Source organism: Polyangium jinanense (assembly GCF_028435365.1).
This window is the reverse complement of sequence record NZ_JAGTJJ010000002.1, coordinates 126,322-142,804: the sequence shown is the minus strand read 5'-3', so window position 1 is coordinate 142,804 and position 16,483 is coordinate 126,322. Positions and strand designations below refer to the sequence as shown.

Here is a 16,483-nt window from a genome sequence, read left to right as displayed (position 1 = left end):
GAGTGCTTCATCATCGATTCTCACTTCAACTGCGGCGTCGCCGCGTACCGCGTCCGAAAGTCAAAGGTCAGCTCCATGGACAGAGTCGCGAAGAGCGGAAACGACCGCCACTCCGCGTCGCTGCGCTTGTTCACGATGATCCGCGTCGGCCAACCATAGGCGTCCAAGGTGAGGATGGGTCGGAGCGAGAGACGGTCGGCCAGCGTGATCAGCAAATCGACACCCGCGTAAAACGACCCGCCCGTTCTCCACCCATGTTCCCACGTCGCGCCGGGCGTTCGAGGGAAGTACGCGCCTCCAGGCATCCGCCACCCACCGCAAAATCCGAATGGCTCGATGCGCCGGATACAGGCGCCGACGGAACCGTTGGCGTAGGCGCCCTCGACCTCCGCACCGTAGAGTGTCGCAGGCGTAACGGTCCGGAGGTAGGTAAAGGTCAAGGTGATACCGCCACCCCACCCATCGTCCCCGAAGCTGCGCAACATGAATGTCGCGGTCCCCCCGACACTGAGCACGTTGGGCAGGTACCCGCCGAGTTGAAGGGCTGGTCCGGCTCCAATGGACAATGCAGAATCGAGACGCGACCGGCGCTCTCCAGAAGAGACAGAACCCCCAGGTGCAGCCCGCGCCAAACCGGGAGCCATGAGGAGCGATGCGCTCACGAGCGCGCCAATCCGCAACATGATCGCCGGCTACACCAGGTTTGCCCGCGGGTCAAGGTGGGTTACCCGCTCGTCCGGTGAGAATACACTCGTCTCGAAATGGCAGAATACCGCCATCGAAGGCCTCGTATCGGTTCCTCTTCGTTTCACGAGGGCGACAGCTCGCAGCTAGCAGGAGGGCAGGTTGTGAGTTTTCGACAGAAGACACCCGACGACAAGCGCCTCTCCACCTTGCTTTCGCCCCGTCCCCCTCATCCCCTCCTTCCCCGCAACGCCGCCGCCGTCTCCGCCACGCCGCCCCCAAGCCCTCGGCAACGTTTCCGCAACATCCGCCACGCCGCAGCCAGGCTCGCAGCAACGTTTCCGCACCCTCCGCCACGCCGCAAACGTGTATCCCCCCACGTTTCCTCTCCCTCCGCCACGCCGTGGACACGCCCCAAGCAACACCTCCACCCCCTTCGCCACCCCACCGCGCCGCCTCAAGTCACGTTCCCGCGCCCTCCCCTTCCCCCGCCTCCCCTCCAAGCCACCCGTATCCGTCCTTGACAACCTCGCTCACATCACTTCTGATGCCCGCCTTACCAACCAACCAGGAGACAAGCCTTGTCGGTACTCCCCAACGCCAAGACGCCCACCACCCGCTGCGAGCTCAAGAGCCTCTACACGCGGACCATGCTCGCGAAATTCTCCGACGTCGCCGCCCTGGCCGGCCTCGCCGTCAAGCTCGAGGACGCCACGAACGCGCTCCTCGCCCGCGAGCAGGCCTACGGCCAGAAGATCAAAGAGCTCATCGTCATCCGGGTCGAGGTGAAATTCGCCGACAGGCTCGCCGACCAGATCGTTCGCCTCGCTCTCAAGCGCGCCGAAATCGAGGATGGTCGCCCGGGCGGTCGTATCGTGTCGACCCTGTTCCCCGGCGGCTCCACGCCGATCATCAAGCCCGTCGGCGGCACGCAGATCAAGGAAATGCGCGCCCTCGAAGGTCGATATACCGAAATCGCCGCCATCTACCCCGCCGGCTCGGCCGAGCTCGACAAGATCACCTCCCTCCGGCACCGCTACGAACAGGCGCTCGAAGCGCGCAGGCTCGGCATGGAGGCCGCGGCGCAAGCGCGGGCCGCGCGGAACCTCGCAAAGGAAGAGTTTCTCGACGTGTTCGCCGAGGTCGCCAATCGCATCAAGGCCGCCTTCCCGCGCGACAAGCAGACGCAAGATCTCTTCTTCCTCAAGGACAAGACCGACGACGGGCTCGATGTCGGCGACGACGAGGAATCCGAGGACGGGGCCGCAGGCCCGGCCGGTGGCGAGGGGTAAAGCAGAACCCCCGAGCCCGGCATCCCCCGACGTTCGAGACAAAAAAGAAGAGCCCGGCTCTCGCCGGGCTCGAAGAAGAGTTCCTTACCGCCGTAATCGTGGGTTGATGGCTTGAACCCCTAGCTTGCGGCTAGGTGGGTGCCCGATGTGCCGCTTTAGGCTTCCCGATGACTTCTCGGGCCTAGCTCACCACGACAGCGTAGTGGGCCCCTGGTTCAGGCTTACTCGGGATTCAATTGCCAATCACCTCACGGAGAACAGCAGAGGGAACGAGCCCACCCTACCACTTCCAGGACCAACACTCCAGTCCGAACACGGGCCGGAACGGAAGCTGCACGGTGGGAGGAATCACGCAAACGCGGGCAGAAGTGCCGGATCCCACGGACACACAAGCGGTCGGCTCCATGCTTTCCGTTCCGCTCGAAGCCAGGACTCCGGTATCTCGATCCCATGCGAACCACTTTGATCCGTCGCCTCGTTTCGCTCCTTTGTCTATTGCCGCTCGGAGGGTCGCTCGGTTGCAACCGCGCCGATCCGCCGATGGCACAACCCCTCGGGACGTCCGCCGCGGCGCTCACCGCCCCGCGCTTGGACGTCCTGCCGCCGATGAACGTGGCGCGCAATCGGCACACGGCCACGCTGCTCCCGAACGGGAAGGTCCTCGCGGCCGGCGGCGGGAGCGAGACCGCCGAGGTGTACGATCCCGCCACGAATGCATGGACGCTCGTCGCGTCCATGAGCACGACGCGCACGCACCATAGCGCGACGCTTTTGCCCAGCGGAAACGTCCTCGTGGCCGGCGGAAACACGAGCGCCGTCGAGCTCTACGATCCGGTCGCCGATACGTGGACCAGCGTCGCGCCCATGCTCGAGCCCCGCGCAGGGCATTCCGCGACGCTCTTGCCCAATGGAAACGTCCTCGTGGCTGGCGGAGAGTACGACTGGGTTACGCTCTCCACCGCCGAGCTCTACGATCCTGCCACGGACACGTGGACCAGCGCCGCCCCCATGGAGTTCATCCGCAGCTACCATCCCGCGACGTTGCTCCCGAATGGCAAGGTCCTCGTGGTGGCCGGCGCCGAAGATGGGGTCTCCACCAGCACGACGGAGCTCTACGATCCAGCCACGGATACGTGGACCTTCGCGGGCGTCATCGAGAACCGCGAGGGCCATACCGCGACGCTGCTCGACAACGGCAAGGTGCTCGTCACCGGCGGCTACACCGATTACGGCGGCGAGGGTTTTACCGCGGAGAACCGCGGCACGGCGCTCTACGATCCGGCGAGCAATGCCTGGACGGAGACGACGCCGATGAACGTGACCCACTACACGCACACGGCCACGCGCCTCGCCGATGGTCGGGTGCTGGTCACGGGCGGCGCGGTCACGGAGCTTTATGATCCGGCCACCGGAACCTGGTCGCTCGGCAGGTTCCTCAATACGAACCGCGGCGGGCACAGCGCCACGGAGCTCGCCGACGGGCGGGTGCTCGTCACCGGCGGCGGCACGGCGAGCGTCGAGTCGCTCCGCCTCGCGACGAATGGCGCCGCCTGCCTCTTCGACGGCGAATGCGCGAGCGGCTTCTGCGTCGACGGCGTCTGCTGCAATGCCGCGTGCGACGCGGGCGCGTGTGACGCCTGCTCCGTGAGCAAGGGCGCGTCCGCGGACGGGACGTGCACCCCGCTGAGCGGGGCAACCTGCGGCAGCGCCGACGGTTGCACGGCGAATGGAGTATGCCAGGCGGGCGCCTGCGTCGGGGATGCGCCGGTCGGCTGCCAATCCGGATGGACGCCGGCCGGGAGCATGTCCATGGCGCATCAGGAGGGCACGTGGGCCGAGCTCGCCGATGGTCGCGTGCTCATCGCCGGAGGAATCAACAACGACTGGGACAATAACCCCACGGTGCAGATTTACGATCCGGCGACGAATGCATGGAGCGACGCCGCGCAGCTCCTGCATTTGCGCCGGCATGCGAAATCGGTCCGGGTCTCGACCGGCGAGATCCTGGTGGTGGGCGGCGATGCCCCGTCCTCGGCGGAGCTTTACGATCCGGCGAGCAATACGTGGGCGATGACCGGCGCCATGGCGGCGCACCACGATAGCGGCCTCGTGCTGGCTCGGCTGCCCGACGAGCGAATCCTCCTGGTGGGCGGCGGGACGGCGGCCGCGGAGCTCTACGACCCGGCGACGAAAACGTGGAGCGTGACGGGCTCGCTCGGCGTGGCGCGCTCGGGGCATTCGGCGGTCGTCCTTTCGGGAGGAAAGGTGCTGGTGACCGGCGGCAATGGGAACCCGGCGACGGCGGAGATCTATGATCCGGCGACGGGGATGTTTTCCCCGGCGGGGACGCTCATGTTCGCGCATGCGAAACACCAGGCGACGGGGCTCGACGACGGCCGGGTGCTCGTGGTGAGCGGAGACGGCGCCGAGCGGTTCGATCCGGCGACGAATGCATGGACGTCGACGCAGGCATTGCTCATGCCGCCCGCCGATTTCACGACGACGCTGCTCGCCGATGGCCGGGTGCTGGTCGCAGGCGCGCGGAACGTGCCGCACGCGCAGGTGTACGATCCGGCGACGAACGATTGGACGGTGACGGGTCCGCTCGACGTCGCGCGTCGGCGTCACACGGCGATGCGGCTCGGAAATGGAATGGTGCTGCTCGTGGGCGGCAGAGAATGGACCGGCGGCAACGATTGCCCTCTCGACACCGCCGCCGTGTACAACCCGGAGACGAATGACTGGAGGCCGGCGCCGAGCATGAGCACATCGCGCACCTATGCCGGCGCCGTGAGGCTCGAAGGCAATCGTGTGCTGGTCTTCGGAGGAATGCAGGAGGGCTGCTCCTCCGGAGACGGCGACCCGGCCGCCCACGCGAGCGCGGAGATTTTCGAGGGCGGCGTGACGCCGGATGGCGGCGGTGGCGCGGGTGGTATGGGCGGCGCGGGTGGTATGGGCGGCGCGGGCGGCGAGGGCGGTATCGGTGGCTCCGGTGGCTCCGGCGGTATCGGCGGCTCAGGCGGTGATGCCGGAATGGGTGGCTCGGGCGGTATGGGCGGCTCGGGCGGTGATGCCGGAATGGGTGGCTCGGGCGGTATGGGCGGCGCGGGCGGCTCCGGCGGTATTGGCGGCTCGGGCGGCGCTGGCGGCTCGGGCGGTATTGGCGGCTCGGGCGGCGCTGGCGGTATCGGCGGCGCTGGCGGCTCCGCGGGAACGGGCGGCTCGGAGCCCGGGGACAGCGGTTGCACCACCACGGGCGGCCCCTCGAAACACCCCGGGCGTGCACTCGCGGCCCTCGCGGCCCTCGGCGCCCTCGTCGCGCGACGCCGCAAGCGCTGAGACGCAGCCTCTACGCGTTGATCGCCTCGACCAACGCGTCGTGCAGGTGCCCATTCGAAACGGCGATGTGCCCCTCGTGATAGTTCGGCACCCCGCCCTCCAGCGACGTGATCCTTCCCCGCGCCGCCAGCACCATCGCGCAGCCCGCCGCGACGTCCCAGATGTTGAGCTTCCGCTCCCAGTAACCGTCGTACGTCCCGTCCGCGACCATGCACAGGTCGATCGCCGCGCTGCCGCAACGGCGCACGCCCTGCACCACGTGCTTCACGCTCATGAACGAGTGAAAGTTGTTCGCAGGCGCGACGTTGCGGATCGGCGGAAAGCCCGTCGCGACGAGCGCGTCCTCGAGCCGCATCGTCGGGCTCACGCCACATCGCTGACCGTTGCGCCGCGCCTCGCCATGCCGGCCCGGCCGGCCCGAGACGCTCACGGGCTCGCCCACCCACCCACTCCAGCGAAGGCCGAGCGCAGGCGCCACGACCGCGCCCGCGATCGGCTCGTCGCCGTCGAAGAGGCCGACGGAGATGCTCCAGAACGGGTGTCCGTGCACGAAGTTCGTCGTGCCGTCGAGCGGGTCGACGTACCAGACGAGGCCGCTGCGCAGGGCCATCGGCGCGAAGCCGTCGCCGCGCTCCTCGCCCACGACGGGGATGCCGGGGGCGAGCGAGCCGAGGCGCATCGCGATCATGTCCTCGCTCGCGCGGTCGTACTCGGTGACGAGGTCGGAAGGACCCTTCGACTCGACGGGCGGGCGCGAACGGAAGCCGGCGCTCACGAGCGCGCCCGCCTCCTCGGCCACGAGCTGCGCGATGGCGGCAAACTGCGCGCGCTCGCCCGTCGTCGTGCTCTTCATGGCGCGAGCGCTCCCCGTAGCTTGTCGTAAATGCCGCCGAACGCGCCGTTCGAGAGCAGCGCGATGGTGTCGCCCGCCCGCGCATCCCGCGCGAGGAGCGTGACGATCTCGTCGACGGACGCAGGCGTGAGAGCGCGCTTGCCCCGCGCTTCGAGCGCCGTCGCGAGCGCGCGAAGATCGAGCCGCTCGGCCTCGGGGATCTCGGGACGGCCGAGCGGAGCGAGGACGATGACGTCAGCCGCGTCGAACGAGCTCGCATACTGCTCCTGGTGGAGAGCACGGCAGGCTGTCGCGCTGCGCGGCTCGAACACGGCGTAAAGCGCGCCCCTCGTGTGGCGGGCGCGGAGCGCGCGCAGGGTCTCGTCGACGGCGGTCGGGTGGTGCGCGAAGTCGTCGTAGACGCGGACGCCGCGCACTTCGTAGAGGAGATCCTGCCGGCGGCGAACGCCCTGGAAGGTCGCGAGCGCCGAGAGGACCGTGGAGAGCGGTACGCCGAAGCCCTGGGCAACGGCGGCGGCGGCGGCGAGCGCGTTGCGGATGTTGTGGCGGCCGGGGATCGTGAGCGCGGCGCGGCCCGCGTAAACACCACCGGCGTAGAGGTCGAACGACTGGCCGTTCTCGTCGACCTCGGCAGGCGCGGCGAGCCAGTGCGGCGGCTGTCCATGGGTGTCGTCGCCTTCGAGGGCGAACCACGCGACCTCGGCGCGGGCCGAGGCGCGGACGACGTCGACGACGCGCGGATCGGCCGCGGCCGCGACGATGAGGCCGCTCTCGGGGACACGCTCGACGAAGCCGCGGAAGGCCGCGAGGTAGGAAGCTTCGTCCGGGTAGATGTCGATGTGGTCGTGCTCGATCGACGTGAGGATCGCGACCTCGGGCCGGTAGTGCCAGAACTTGGGGGTCTTCTCGAAGAAGGCCGTGTCGTACTCGTCGCCCTCGACGACGAACGGCGTCTTCCTGCGCGACATGCCTTCGCCCGTGACGAGTGGCAAACGGCCGCCGCGGGCCACGTCGCCGGGGACGCGGAAGCTCGCGTCGAAGTTCTTGGGCAAGCCGCCGATGAGGAAGCCCGGGTCGCGTCCGGCTTCGTGAAGGAGCCACGCGCAGAGGGCGCTCGTCGTGGTCTTGCCGTGAGTGCCGCCGACGACGAGCGGGGAGCGATGCGCGAGCAGGAGCTCGGCGAGCGCATGGGGCATGCTCTTCGTCGGAACGCCACTGTCGAGGGCGGCGCGCGCCTCGGGGTTCGTTGGACGGCAAACGTTTCCGATGACGACGAGATCGGGGCGGGGTTCGAGGTGCTTCGGGTCGAAGCCCTCCATGAGCCGGATGCCCCAGCGTTCGAGGGCGGGGCCCATGGGAGGATAGAAGGCGACGTCGGAGCCGGAGACGTCGTGCCCGCTGGCCTTGAACAGCCCGGCGAGCGCGCCCATCCCCGTCCCTGCGACGCCCACGAGGTGCACGTGCATGGCGGCGAGTTTGCTATAGGAGGGCGCCACGCTCAAAGCGCCGCGACGAACACCACGTTTGATTCCCGGTCAGGCTTCCGATAAAGCCGGATCCATGAAGAAGGTTTCGAGCGCGCTCGTCGGCTTGTTCTTCGCGGGATCCCTGCTCATCGCGGCGTGTAGCCAGCCCAAGCAGGCAGAGGTGCCGGACGTCGACAAGGACACGGGCGGCCAGGACATGGCCGGCGAGGAGACGGCGGCGAAACCCGAAGAGGGCGAGGGCGCGAAGCCCGCGGGCGAAGCCGACCTGAAGCAGAAGTGCTGCGCCTCCTGCAAAGAAGCGTTGGCGACGGATCGCTCGGGCACGGCGCCGGACCAGATCCCGTGCGCGGACTTCACCGCGGCGCTGAGCCCGTGGTGCCTCGAATATTTCCGCGCGAATCCGACGAAGGCCTCGGAGTGCCAGTGAGTCGCTAGGACATCGATCGGTTTGCAACCGCTCGATGTCCTAGCTCTTTTGTCCCGAGGGGGACGCCTCGCGTCCCCCTCTCGTCCGGGCAAAGCCCGGACGATTCACCCCCCGAGGGAAGATCGCTTCGCGATCTTCCAAGCATCGAACCGGTCGATGCTCTAGCCGGATCCAAGGTTCGCGCCGGGCTCGTGTAGACTGCGGGCATGGCGCGACCTTCTCGTCCTCCCGGCTTCGACATGACGTATCGCCCGGACAGCACCGTGTCGTTCGGGCCGCCGCTGAAGGAACGCCTTCCCTGGCTCGCCTACCTCGCGTTCGCGCTGATCATCTCGGGCGCGATCGTCTACGGGCAGCACGCCCCGACGAATAGCTGGCTCTTCAAGTACGTCGTCGAGGACGATCGCCATCGCATCATGCCCGCGAGCGTGTGCGCGATCATCCTGTTCTGCAGCGCCATCGCCGGGGTTTTGCGTGACCAAATGCGCGGCGTGGTGGTGAACCCGGAGGGCATCGTGCTGCGCGAGCTGCTCTCGTTCGGGGTGCCGCGGGTGCGGCGCTGGAGCTGGTCGCAGATCGACAAGGTGCGCATCCCGAAGACCGACCAGAAGGGGCAGGAGCTACCGGTTCTGCGCGGCAGCATCGGGCTCGATCTCTGGGACGGGACGAGCGCGCTTCTGCCGCCCGTGAGCAACATGCTGGAGCTCGCGATGATGCTCGAGCGCGTGGCCCTCGCCCGCGCCATCCCGCTCGAAGGCACGACGGGCATGCTCGACGATCTGCAAGCCGCCGGGGTCGACAGCAAACGCGCGCCCGCGGCCTGACGTTACTGCCCGTTCTTCCCCTCGAACTTCCCCTCGAAATAAGACGTCATCGCCGCCCGCAAGGGTGCGTCCGCGAGGATGTCGAGCGCCGTGAGCGCCATCGCCTGCGCCGCCGCCATCATCGCATCCGCGCCTCGATCGCTGTCCGCGTATCGCGCGAACGGGTGCTCGTGGCACATCGTCTCGCCCTCGTCGCAGATCGCGAGCAGCGGGTGAATCGATGGGATCACGTGCGAGACGTCGCCCATGTCCGTCGAGCCCATGCTGCGTACGGGGTCGACCAAGCGCGCAGGCCTGCCGAGCGCGGCGAGGTGCTCGCCGAAGCGGCGCGCGAGCGGGATGTTCGGGCGCAGGTCCTTGTAGCCGCCCCGCACCTCGATCTCGACCTCCACACCACACGCGATCGCCGCGCCGCGCGCACATCGCTCGACGAGCGCGCGCACCATCGAGAGCTCGGCGAACGACGACGCGCGCACCGCGAAGTCCACCACGGCGCGCTCCGGGATGATGTTGACCGCCTGGCCGCCCTCGACGACGACGCCGTGCACGCGCGTGCCGTCCCGCAGTTGCACGCGTTGCGCGTCGACGAGGTGCATCGTTCCGAGCGCCGCCGCGAGCGCGCTCTTGCCTTCCCACGGAGCCATCGCCGCGTGCGAAGGCACCCCCTTGAAGCGAAGCGAGAGCCAGTAGCTCGCGAGGGACGTCGGCGCGAGCAGGTCGCAATCGTACGGGTGAAACATGAGCGCGGCCGTGACGCCCTCGAACACGCCGGCCTGGAGCAGGCGGATCTTGCCGCCGCCGCCCTCTTCCGCAGGCGTACCGATGATCTCGATCGTGCCCGCGAAGGACGGCCGCGCCCGCGCAATCGCGAGGAACGCGCCGAGCGCGCCACCGGCGATCAGGTTGTGGCCACACGCATGGCCCATCTCGGGGAGCGCGTCGTACTCGGCGAGGATCGCGACACGCGGGCCCGCGCCGTCGCCGAGGCGCGCGCGGAAGGCCGTGGCGAGGCCTCCCGTGCCACGTTCGACGGCGACACCCTCGGCCTCGATGGCGTCGCAGATCCAGCCCGCGGCGCGCGTCTCTTCGAACCGTAGCTCTGGGTGCGCGAAGATCCGCGACGCGACGTCGCGGACGATCGGCGCGACGGCACGAGCGGCCGCGAGGATGGCTTCCCTGTGAGGTCGATCGACGGACGTCGTCTGCATGGGTCGATCGTGCAGCATACAGCCCTCTCGCGCGGGGCGCCCGTGACGCGACGTCGCGCCGGGATACGTTAAGCTCGCCTCCATGCCCCGCGCCTCGATGCTGTCCGAGGTCCTCCGCCGCCACGTCGATCCAGCCCTCGAAGCGGTGATGCGCAAGCTGAGTCGCCACGACGTGCGTGGGCCGCTTCGCGGCGCGCTCGCGCTGCACCGCAACAAAGCCATGCGCCGCACGATCGAGCGATTCGCGCCCGCGATCGCCCCGCTCGAAAGCGCCGTGCTCCAAGGCGACGGCGCGGCGATCGAGCGCTTCGATACGCTCGTCGCCGAGGCCGTGACGACGATGCGCGCAGAGCGGCCGATGGATCTCGACGGAGACGGAGGCTCGCGGCTCACGGAGCTGCTCCATGCGGTGGACGCGCGTCTCTATCGCGATCGACCGGAGCTCATGGATGATCCGAGCTTCCCGGAGGACGAGCGGACCCACGCGCTCGACGTGCTCGATCGGTTCAACCACTGCACCGGGATCTACGCGACGGTGATGGCCGCGATCGATCCGCTCGTGGAGGCGGCGAGCGCGGAGGGAAAGCGGCCGATCGTGCACGACGTGGCGGCGGGGCACGGCGGGCTCTCGCTGTACCTCGCCGAGCGGTTCGGGGATCGGGTCGCGATCGAGGCGAGTGATCTGCGGGAGGAGTACCTCGCGCTCGGGCGCGCGCAGGCGGCCGCGCGGGGGCTCTCGGTGCGGTTTTCGGTCGAGGATGCGCTCGCGCTCGGTGGGCTCGAGGAGCGGGGTGTGGATGTGATCACTTGCACCCAGGCGATCCACCATTTCCCGCCGGGAATGATCGCGCGGATGATGAGCGAGGCGGCGCGGCGCGCGCGTGTGGGCGCGTGTTTCATCGACGGGGAGCGGAGCTTCACCACGCTCGGGCTCGTGGCGCTCGTCGGAGCCCTGTACGGTCGGACGTACACGTTCTACTACGACGCCGTGACCTCGATCCGACGCATGTTCTACGAGGAGGAGCTCGCGCTCGTCGCGGCGCTCGCGCCGGGGATGCCCAAGGTGCGCGTGGAGACGGGCATCGCCCCGCCGTCGCACGTCTACGTGCGGATCACGCGGGAGCCATGATGCGAACGAGCCACGTTTTCCTCCTCGGCGCGCTCGCCCTCGCGGCGTGCAACACGTCCTCGCCGCCCGAGCCCACGCCCGAGGCGCGATCCTCGTCGGCTCCGCCGCGCCCGCCGCCGTTCGATCCAAAGAAGGTGACGCTCGACGACAAGGCGATGGGCACACACGTCGTGATCACGACGTACACCACGCGCGAGCTCGACGAGGCGGCGATCCGGTCGAAGCTCGACAAGGCGCTCGCCGAGATCCGCAGGCTCGAGCGGCTCATGACGACGTGGCGCGACGACAGCGAGATCTCGCGCATCAACCAGGCCGCGGGCAAGCAGGCCGTCGCCGTCGGGCCCGAGACGTTCGACGTGATCAAGAAGAGCATCTCCGTCGCCGAGCGATCGGAGGGCGTCTTCGACATCTCGTTCGAGGCGATGCGTGATCTCTGGCGCTTCGACGAGAACAAGGTCGAGGAGGTGCCCTCGAAGGCCGACATCGACAAGGCCCGCGCGCTCATCGATTACCGCAAGATCAAGCTCGACCACGACGCACACCGCGTGATGCTGAGCAAGCCCGGCATGCGCGTGAGCCTCGGCGGCATCGCCAAAGGCTACGCCGTCGACGCCGCGGCGAAGGTGCTCGCCGCCGAAGGACTCGCGTCGTTCTACGTGCAGGCCGGCGGCGATCTGTACGTGCGCGGCAAGAAGCCCGACGGCTCGCCGTACCGCGTCGGCGTGCGCGATCCACGCGGGCAGGGGCCGAACGACTACTTCGCGATGATCGACGTCACCGACCACGCCTTCTCGACGGCCGGCGACTACGAGCGCGCCTTCGTGAAGGACGGCAAGCGCTGGCACCACATCATCGATCCACGCACGGGCTACCCCGCGATGAAGAGCCGAAGCGTGACCGTGTGGGCCAAGGACGCCTTCACCGCCGACGGGATCGACGACGCGATCTTCATCCTCGGCCCGGACAAGGGTCTGTCGATCTGCGAGGAGCTCGACGACTGCGGCGCGGTCGTCGTGGACGAGCACAACAAGGTGTGGGTCTCGAAGCGGCTGGAGAGCAAGATCCAGATGCTTCGAGATCCAACGGATGGGGTGTAGCCGCTACACGCCGCGGAAGGCGGGCTTGCGCTTCTCGGCGAACGCACGCAGTGCTTCGAGCCGATCCTCGCTGCGCAACGTCTCGTCGTAGTAGACACGTTCGAGCTCGAGGCCGAGCTCGAGCGGTACCTCGTAGGACGTGTCGATCGCCCGGAGCGCGGCGCTCTGCGCGATCGGAGCGCCGTTCGCGATGGGCTCGATCCAGGCGATCGTGTCGTCGAGGACGTTCGTGCCCTCGGGCGAGACGCGGTTCACGAGCCCCCACGCGAGCGCCTCGGCCGCCCCGAGCTTCCGGCCGAGCAAGATCATCTCCTTGGCGCGCGCGTCCCCCACGACACGCGGCAGCCTCTGCGTGCCGCCCGCGCCGGGGATGATGCCGAGCGTGGTCTCGGGGAGCGCGAGCTCGGCGTGCGGCGCCGCGACGCGCAGGTCGCAGATCAGCGCGAGCTCGAGCCCGCCGCCGAAGGCGACGCCGTTGATCGCCGCGATCACCGGCTTCTCGCTTCGATCGAGCACCCCGAGCTCGCTGCGGTAGAGGCCGACCTGCTTGCGCACGTCGTCGGGGCTCATGCCCTGACGCTCCTTCAGATCGGCACCCGCGCAGAAGGCCTTGTCGCCCGCGCCGGTGAGCACGATGGCGCGGACCGACGGATCGCTCACGAGCTCCCTGCCGAGGCGGCCGAGGGCGTAGAGGGTGTCGCGCGAGAGCGCGTTGCGACGATCGGCGCGGTCGATCACGAGGACGCCGACGGCGCCGCGACGCTCGACTTTCACGGGGGAGGATTGATCGGACATGCGCCCGTGCGTAGCGAAGGCGGAGGCGCGCGCAAAGAGGCTCGTCGTTGTGCGATGCTCATGCCTTGCGACATGAAACGGCAAACGGGTACGAGGCGGCTTGAAATGCGAAACGGCGCGTGGATCGGGCTGCTCGGCCTGGTGATGGCGTGTGCGGCAGCGTGCTCGCCCGACGTAGGGCCCGGCGTGACGAGCGGGACGGGCGGATCGGGCGGCGCTGGCGGATCGGGCGGATCCGGTGGCGTGGGCGGCGCGGGGGGTACGGGCGGCGAAGGCGGCGGACCGATCCCTGTGCCTGCGTTCAAGCACGTGTGGAGCAAGAGCTTCGGCGAGACGGACATGCAGTCGATCGAGAGCGTCGCGATCGATCCGGCGACGGGCGACGTCGTGGCCGTCGGATCGTTCCGCGGCGTCGTCGACTTCGGCGGCGGACCGCTCGTGAGCGCAGGGGAAAAGGACCTCTTCGTCGCGCGCTTCGGCCCGCTCGGCGAACCCCAATGGAGCAAGCGCTTCGGCGACGCCGCGATCCAGGAGGCCACCGCGGTCGCCATCGATCCCGCCGGATCGATCTACGTCGGCGGCGCGATCCGAGGCACCACGGACTTCGGCGACGGACAGGTCCTGACGAGCGCGGGTAGCGACGACGCGTTCGTCGCGAAGCTCGACGCGCAGGGCAACCTCGCCTGGGCCAAACGCTTCGGTGACGCGAACGCCCAGCGCATCAAGCGGATCGTTATCACCCCGTCCGGGCGCATCGTCCTTGGCGGCACCTCCTCCGGCACGATCAATTTCGGTGGATCGGACCTCGTCTCCGCGGGGTCGAGCGACATCTACGTGGCCGAGCTCGACGCCGAGGGCACGCACCTCTTCTCGCGGCGCTTCGGCGGCACGGGCTTCGACGAGCTCGGCGGGCTCGCCGTCGACCCCACGGGATCGCTGTTCATCACGGGCACGTTCGACACCACGATGGACTTCGGCCCCGTCGCCGGCGACATGCTCACGAGCATCGGCGGCCACGATGTCTTCCTCGCCAAGCTCTCCGCGAACGGCACCGGCCTCTGGGCGCGTCGCGCGGGCGACACCGGGTCACAACGCGGGCTCGCGATCGCGGCGTTGCCGAACGGCGATGTGATCGTCGCGGGTGAAGCCGCGGGCACGTTGTACCTCGACGGCCCCGTGCTCTACGCGAAGGGCGACCGCGGCCTCTTCCTCGCGCGCTACTCGTCGACCGGCAAGATCGTCTGGGGCCAGATGTTCGGCGGCAAGGGCTCCGGCACCTTCGGCGTCTCGCTCCGCGTGGATCCGACCTCGGAGAGCATCTTCGCCGCGGGTCTCTTCGACGACAGCATCGACTTCGGCGGCGGGCCTCTCTCCGCGGTGGAGAACGTCGACGTGTTCCTCGCGCGCTTCACGCTGGACGGCGCGCACCTCGGCTCGCGCAGTTTCGGCGGTCCGGGCCCCGACGGCGCGCTCACCCTCGACCTCGGCCCGCAGGGAGATGTCGTGATCGGCGGCGCGTACGCGGGCTCGATCGACTTCGGCGGCGGCGCGTTCACGACCACGAGCACGGTCGATGCGAGCGGGTTTCTGGCACGCCTCTCCCCCTGAAAACGGGCCCCACGCAGCTGATCCGAGGCGCGTCGATCCATGGCATGCTCGGATCGATGATAGGCAGGATCCATAGGGGTTTGGCTTGGTCTTTGCGGCACCTCGGCGCCTTGATCGGCGCGGCCTCGATCATCGCCGTCGGAGCGGCCGCGTGTACACCGGAAGCGCGCGACTTCGGCGACACGACGAGCTCGAGCGGAACGGGCGGCGGCATGGGCTGCGCGGAGAACGAAGAGCGGGCCTGCTACACCGGACCTCCCGGCACCGAGGACATCGGCGCCTGCAAGAAGGGCGTCCAGATTTGCCTGCCGAACGGCACGGGCTTCGGCGAGTGCTCCGGTGAGATCCTGCCGCAAGCCGAGAACTGCCTCACGCCCGAGGACGAGGCGTGCAACGGCGAGGATCCGGCCGAATGCCCGCCGCTCGATCTCGCGTGGAGCAAGGGTTTTTCCACGGCCGAAGAGATCTTCATCCGCGCCATCGCGGTCGACCCGAAGACGCACGACATCGTCATCACGGGCGAGCTTCGTGGCACGCTCGATCTCGGCGGCGGACCGCTCGCGACCACGGGCGGCGCCGACATCCTGCTCGCGAAGTTCAGCGCCGATGGCACGCACCAGTGGAGCAAGCGCTTCGGCGACGCCTCGTCGCAGACGAGCGCCGGCGTGGCGATCGACGCCACGGGCATGATCTACCTCGCGGGCTCGGTCTCCGGCGCGATCGATCTCGGCAATGGGACGCTCACGAGCGAGGGCAGCAGCGACGCGCTCGTCGCGAAGTTCAAGCCGAGCGGCGAGGTCGAGTGGGCCAAGCTCTTCGGCGACACGAGCTCGCAAAGCGCGACGGCTCTCGCGCTCACGCCGGCCGGGCAGGTCGTCGTCGGCGGTGAGTTCCAGGGCACGATCAACCTCGGCGGCTCCGCGCTCACGGCCCCGGTGGACACGGACCTGTTCGTCGCGCGGCTCGATGGCTCGGGCTTTCACTCGATGTCGCGCCGTTACGGAGGCGCGGGCTTCGAGGAGATCGTGAACCTCGCGGTCGACACGATGGGCAACATCATCCTCGCCGGCCACTTCAGCGGATCGGTCGATTTCGGCGTCGCGGGCATGTTCACGAGCGCCGGCAACGACGACGTGTTCACGCTCAAGCTCCAGCCGAACGGCAACCCCATCTGGGGGAAGCACTGGGGCGACGCCGCCGATCAAGAGGCCCTCGGCATCGCGGTCACGCCGAACGACGAGCTCGTCCTCTCGGGGCGCATGGGGGGCGTCATCAGCTTCGACGACGGCTCGAAGCTCGAAGCCGCGCCCATGGCGACGAACGCGTACCTCGTGAAGCTCGCGTCGGACGGCGCGCTCGCGTGGAGCAAGATCGTGGGCGGACCGAACTCCATCTCCGACTGGGGCATGTGGCTCGGCGTGGCGAACGGCCGCATCGTGACCGCGGGTTGGTTCAGCGATACGGTCGACTTCGGCGGCGGACCGCTGACCTCGAACACGCAGGTGAGCCCCTTCGTCGCGCAGCTCGAGTTCGACGGAACCCACCGGCGCTCGCGCACCTACACGACCGACATGGCGGCCGGCGTGCTCGCGCTCGGGGTCATGCCGACCGGCGATCCGATCCTCGCGGGCCTGAGCTACGGGTCGATCGATTTCGGCGGAGGCCCGCTCTCGCCGGACAACGCCCAGCAAGGGCTCCTGTTCCTCGCGCGTCTCTTGCCCTGAAGGAAATCCTTTCATG

General features: G+C 68.9%; 13 protein-coding genes. 8 read left to right on the top strand and 5 right to left on the bottom strand.

Annotated elements, in window-relative coordinates; translation table 11 throughout:
- Positions 1 to 20 precede the first annotated feature (20 nt).
- Positions 21 to 440, bottom strand: a complete 420-nt coding sequence (locus KEG57_RS05575; RefSeq protein WP_272416991.1) for a hypothetical protein — start codon at positions 438 to 440, stop codon at positions 21 to 23.
- Between the two features lie 825 nt (positions 441 to 1,265).
- Between KEG57_RS05575 and KEG57_RS05570 the strand changes: the two genes are divergently transcribed.
- Positions 1,266 to 1,976 carry a hypothetical protein gene (locus KEG57_RS05570; RefSeq protein ID WP_272416990.1) on the top strand — a complete coding sequence of 237 codons (711 nt, stop codon included), beginning with the start codon at positions 1,266 to 1,268 and terminating at the stop codon, positions 1,974 to 1,976.
- Positions 1,977 to 2,426: 450 nt separating this feature from the next.
- Positions 2,427 to 5,315, top strand: a complete 2,889-nt coding sequence (locus KEG57_RS05565; RefSeq protein WP_272416989.1) for a Kelch repeat-containing protein — start codon at positions 2,427 to 2,429, stop codon at positions 5,313 to 5,315.
- A gap of 10 nt (positions 5,316 to 5,325) precedes the next feature.
- On the opposite strand, the gene KEG57_RS05560 is transcribed toward KEG57_RS05565, so the two are convergent.
- Complete coding sequence (locus KEG57_RS05560; protein WP_272416988.1) at positions 5,326 to 6,168, bottom strand: inositol monophosphatase family protein; 843 nt, start codon at positions 6,166 to 6,168, stop codon at positions 5,326 to 5,328.
- Complete coding sequence (locus KEG57_RS05555; protein WP_272416987.1) at positions 6,165 to 7,634, bottom strand: UDP-N-acetylmuramate--L-alanine ligase; 1,470 nt, start codon at positions 7,632 to 7,634, stop codon at positions 6,165 to 6,167. The genes KEG57_RS05560 and KEG57_RS05555 overlap by 4 nt, the downstream gene beginning before the upstream one ends.
- A gap of 94 nt (positions 7,635 to 7,728) precedes the next feature.
- Here KEG57_RS05555 and KEG57_RS05550 point away from each other — a divergent pair, with 94 nt between their 5' ends.
- Both KEG57_RS05550 and KEG57_RS05545 read left to right on the top strand, forming a co-directional pair.
- The gene (locus KEG57_RS05550; protein ID WP_272416986.1) at positions 7,729 to 8,082 is read left to right on the top strand and encodes a hypothetical protein; all 354 of its coding nucleotides are present in this window, start codon (positions 7,729 to 7,731) and stop codon (positions 8,080 to 8,082) included.
- Between the two features lie 206 nt (positions 8,083 to 8,288).
- A complete protein-coding gene (locus KEG57_RS05545; protein ID WP_272416985.1) occupies positions 8,289 to 8,906 on the top strand; it encodes a hypothetical protein in 618 nt (205 codons plus the stop codon).
- A gap of 2 nt (positions 8,907 to 8,908) precedes the next feature.
- Here KEG57_RS05545 and KEG57_RS05540 read toward each other — a convergent pair whose 3' ends face one another.
- Positions 8,909 to 10,114 (bottom strand): M20 family metallopeptidase, encoded by a 1,206-nt coding sequence (locus KEG57_RS05540; RefSeq protein ID WP_272416984.1) that lies wholly within the window; start codon positions 10,112 to 10,114, stop codon positions 8,909 to 8,911.
- Positions 10,115 to 10,196: 82 nt separating this feature from the next.
- On the opposite strand from KEG57_RS05540, the gene KEG57_RS05535 reads away from it, so the two are divergent.
- Both KEG57_RS05535 and KEG57_RS05530 read left to right on the top strand, forming a co-directional pair.
- The gene (locus KEG57_RS05535; protein ID WP_272416983.1) at positions 10,197 to 11,243 is read left to right on the top strand and encodes a class I SAM-dependent methyltransferase; all 1,047 of its coding nucleotides are present in this window, start codon (positions 10,197 to 10,199) and stop codon (positions 11,241 to 11,243) included.
- A complete protein-coding gene (locus tag KEG57_RS05530; RefSeq protein ID WP_272458240.1) occupies positions 11,240 to 12,340 on the top strand; it encodes an FAD:protein FMN transferase in 1,101 nt (366 codons plus the stop codon). Before KEG57_RS05535 ends, KEG57_RS05530 begins: the two co-directional genes overlap by 4 nt.
- 3 nt (positions 12,341 to 12,343) lie before the next feature.
- Here KEG57_RS05530 and KEG57_RS05525 read toward each other — a convergent pair whose 3' ends face one another.
- Complete coding sequence (locus KEG57_RS05525; RefSeq protein ID WP_272416981.1) at positions 12,344 to 13,135, bottom strand: enoyl-CoA hydratase-related protein; 792 nt, start codon at positions 13,133 to 13,135, stop codon at positions 12,344 to 12,346.
- Positions 13,136 to 13,240: 105 nt separating this feature from the next.
- Here KEG57_RS05525 and KEG57_RS05520 point away from each other — a divergent pair, with 105 nt between their 5' ends.
- A complete protein-coding gene (locus KEG57_RS05520; RefSeq protein WP_272458239.1) occupies positions 13,241 to 14,743 on the top strand; it encodes an NHL repeat-containing protein in 1,503 nt (500 codons plus the stop codon).
- Between the two features lie 80 nt (positions 14,744 to 14,823).
- Complete coding sequence (locus tag KEG57_RS05515; protein WP_272416979.1) at positions 14,824 to 16,467, top strand: hypothetical protein; 1,644 nt, start codon at positions 14,824 to 14,826, stop codon at positions 16,465 to 16,467.
- The last annotated feature ends 16 nt before the right edge of the window (positions 16,468 to 16,483 follow it).

Excerpts from the sequence above, each read along its gene's own strand:
- KEG57_RS05555 (WP_272416987.1), bottom strand. The coding sequence starts at position 7,634 with ATGCACGTGCACCTCGTGGGCGTCGCAGGGACGGGGATGGGCGCGCTC.
- KEG57_RS05550 (WP_272416986.1), top strand. The coding sequence starts at position 7,729 with ATGAAGAAGGTTTCGAGCGCGCTCGTCGGCTTGTTCTTCGCGGGATCC.
- KEG57_RS05540 (WP_272416984.1), bottom strand. The coding sequence starts at position 10,114 with ATGCAGACGACGTCCGTCGATCGACCTCACAGGGAAGCCATCCTCGCG.
- KEG57_RS05565 (WP_272416989.1), top strand. The coding sequence starts at position 2,427 with ATGCGAACCACTTTGATCCGTCGCCTCGTTTCGCTCCTTTGTCTATTG.
- KEG57_RS05560 (WP_272416988.1), bottom strand. The coding sequence starts at position 6,168 with ATGAAGAGCACGACGACGGGCGAGCGCGCGCAGTTTGCCGCCATCGCG.
- KEG57_RS05530 (WP_272458240.1), top strand. The coding sequence starts at position 11,240 with ATGATGCGAACGAGCCACGTTTTCCTCCTCGGCGCGCTCGCCCTCGCG.
- KEG57_RS05535 (WP_272416983.1), top strand. The coding sequence starts at position 10,197 with ATGCCCCGCGCCTCGATGCTGTCCGAGGTCCTCCGCCGCCACGTCGAT.
- KEG57_RS05520 (WP_272458239.1), top strand. The coding sequence starts at position 13,241 with ATGCGAAACGGCGCGTGGATCGGGCTGCTCGGCCTGGTGATGGCGTGT.
- KEG57_RS05525 (WP_272416981.1), bottom strand. The coding sequence starts at position 13,135 with ATGTCCGATCAATCCTCCCCCGTGAAAGTCGAGCGTCGCGGCGCCGTC.
- KEG57_RS05545 (WP_272416985.1), top strand. The coding sequence starts at position 8,289 with ATGGCGCGACCTTCTCGTCCTCCCGGCTTCGACATGACGTATCGCCCG.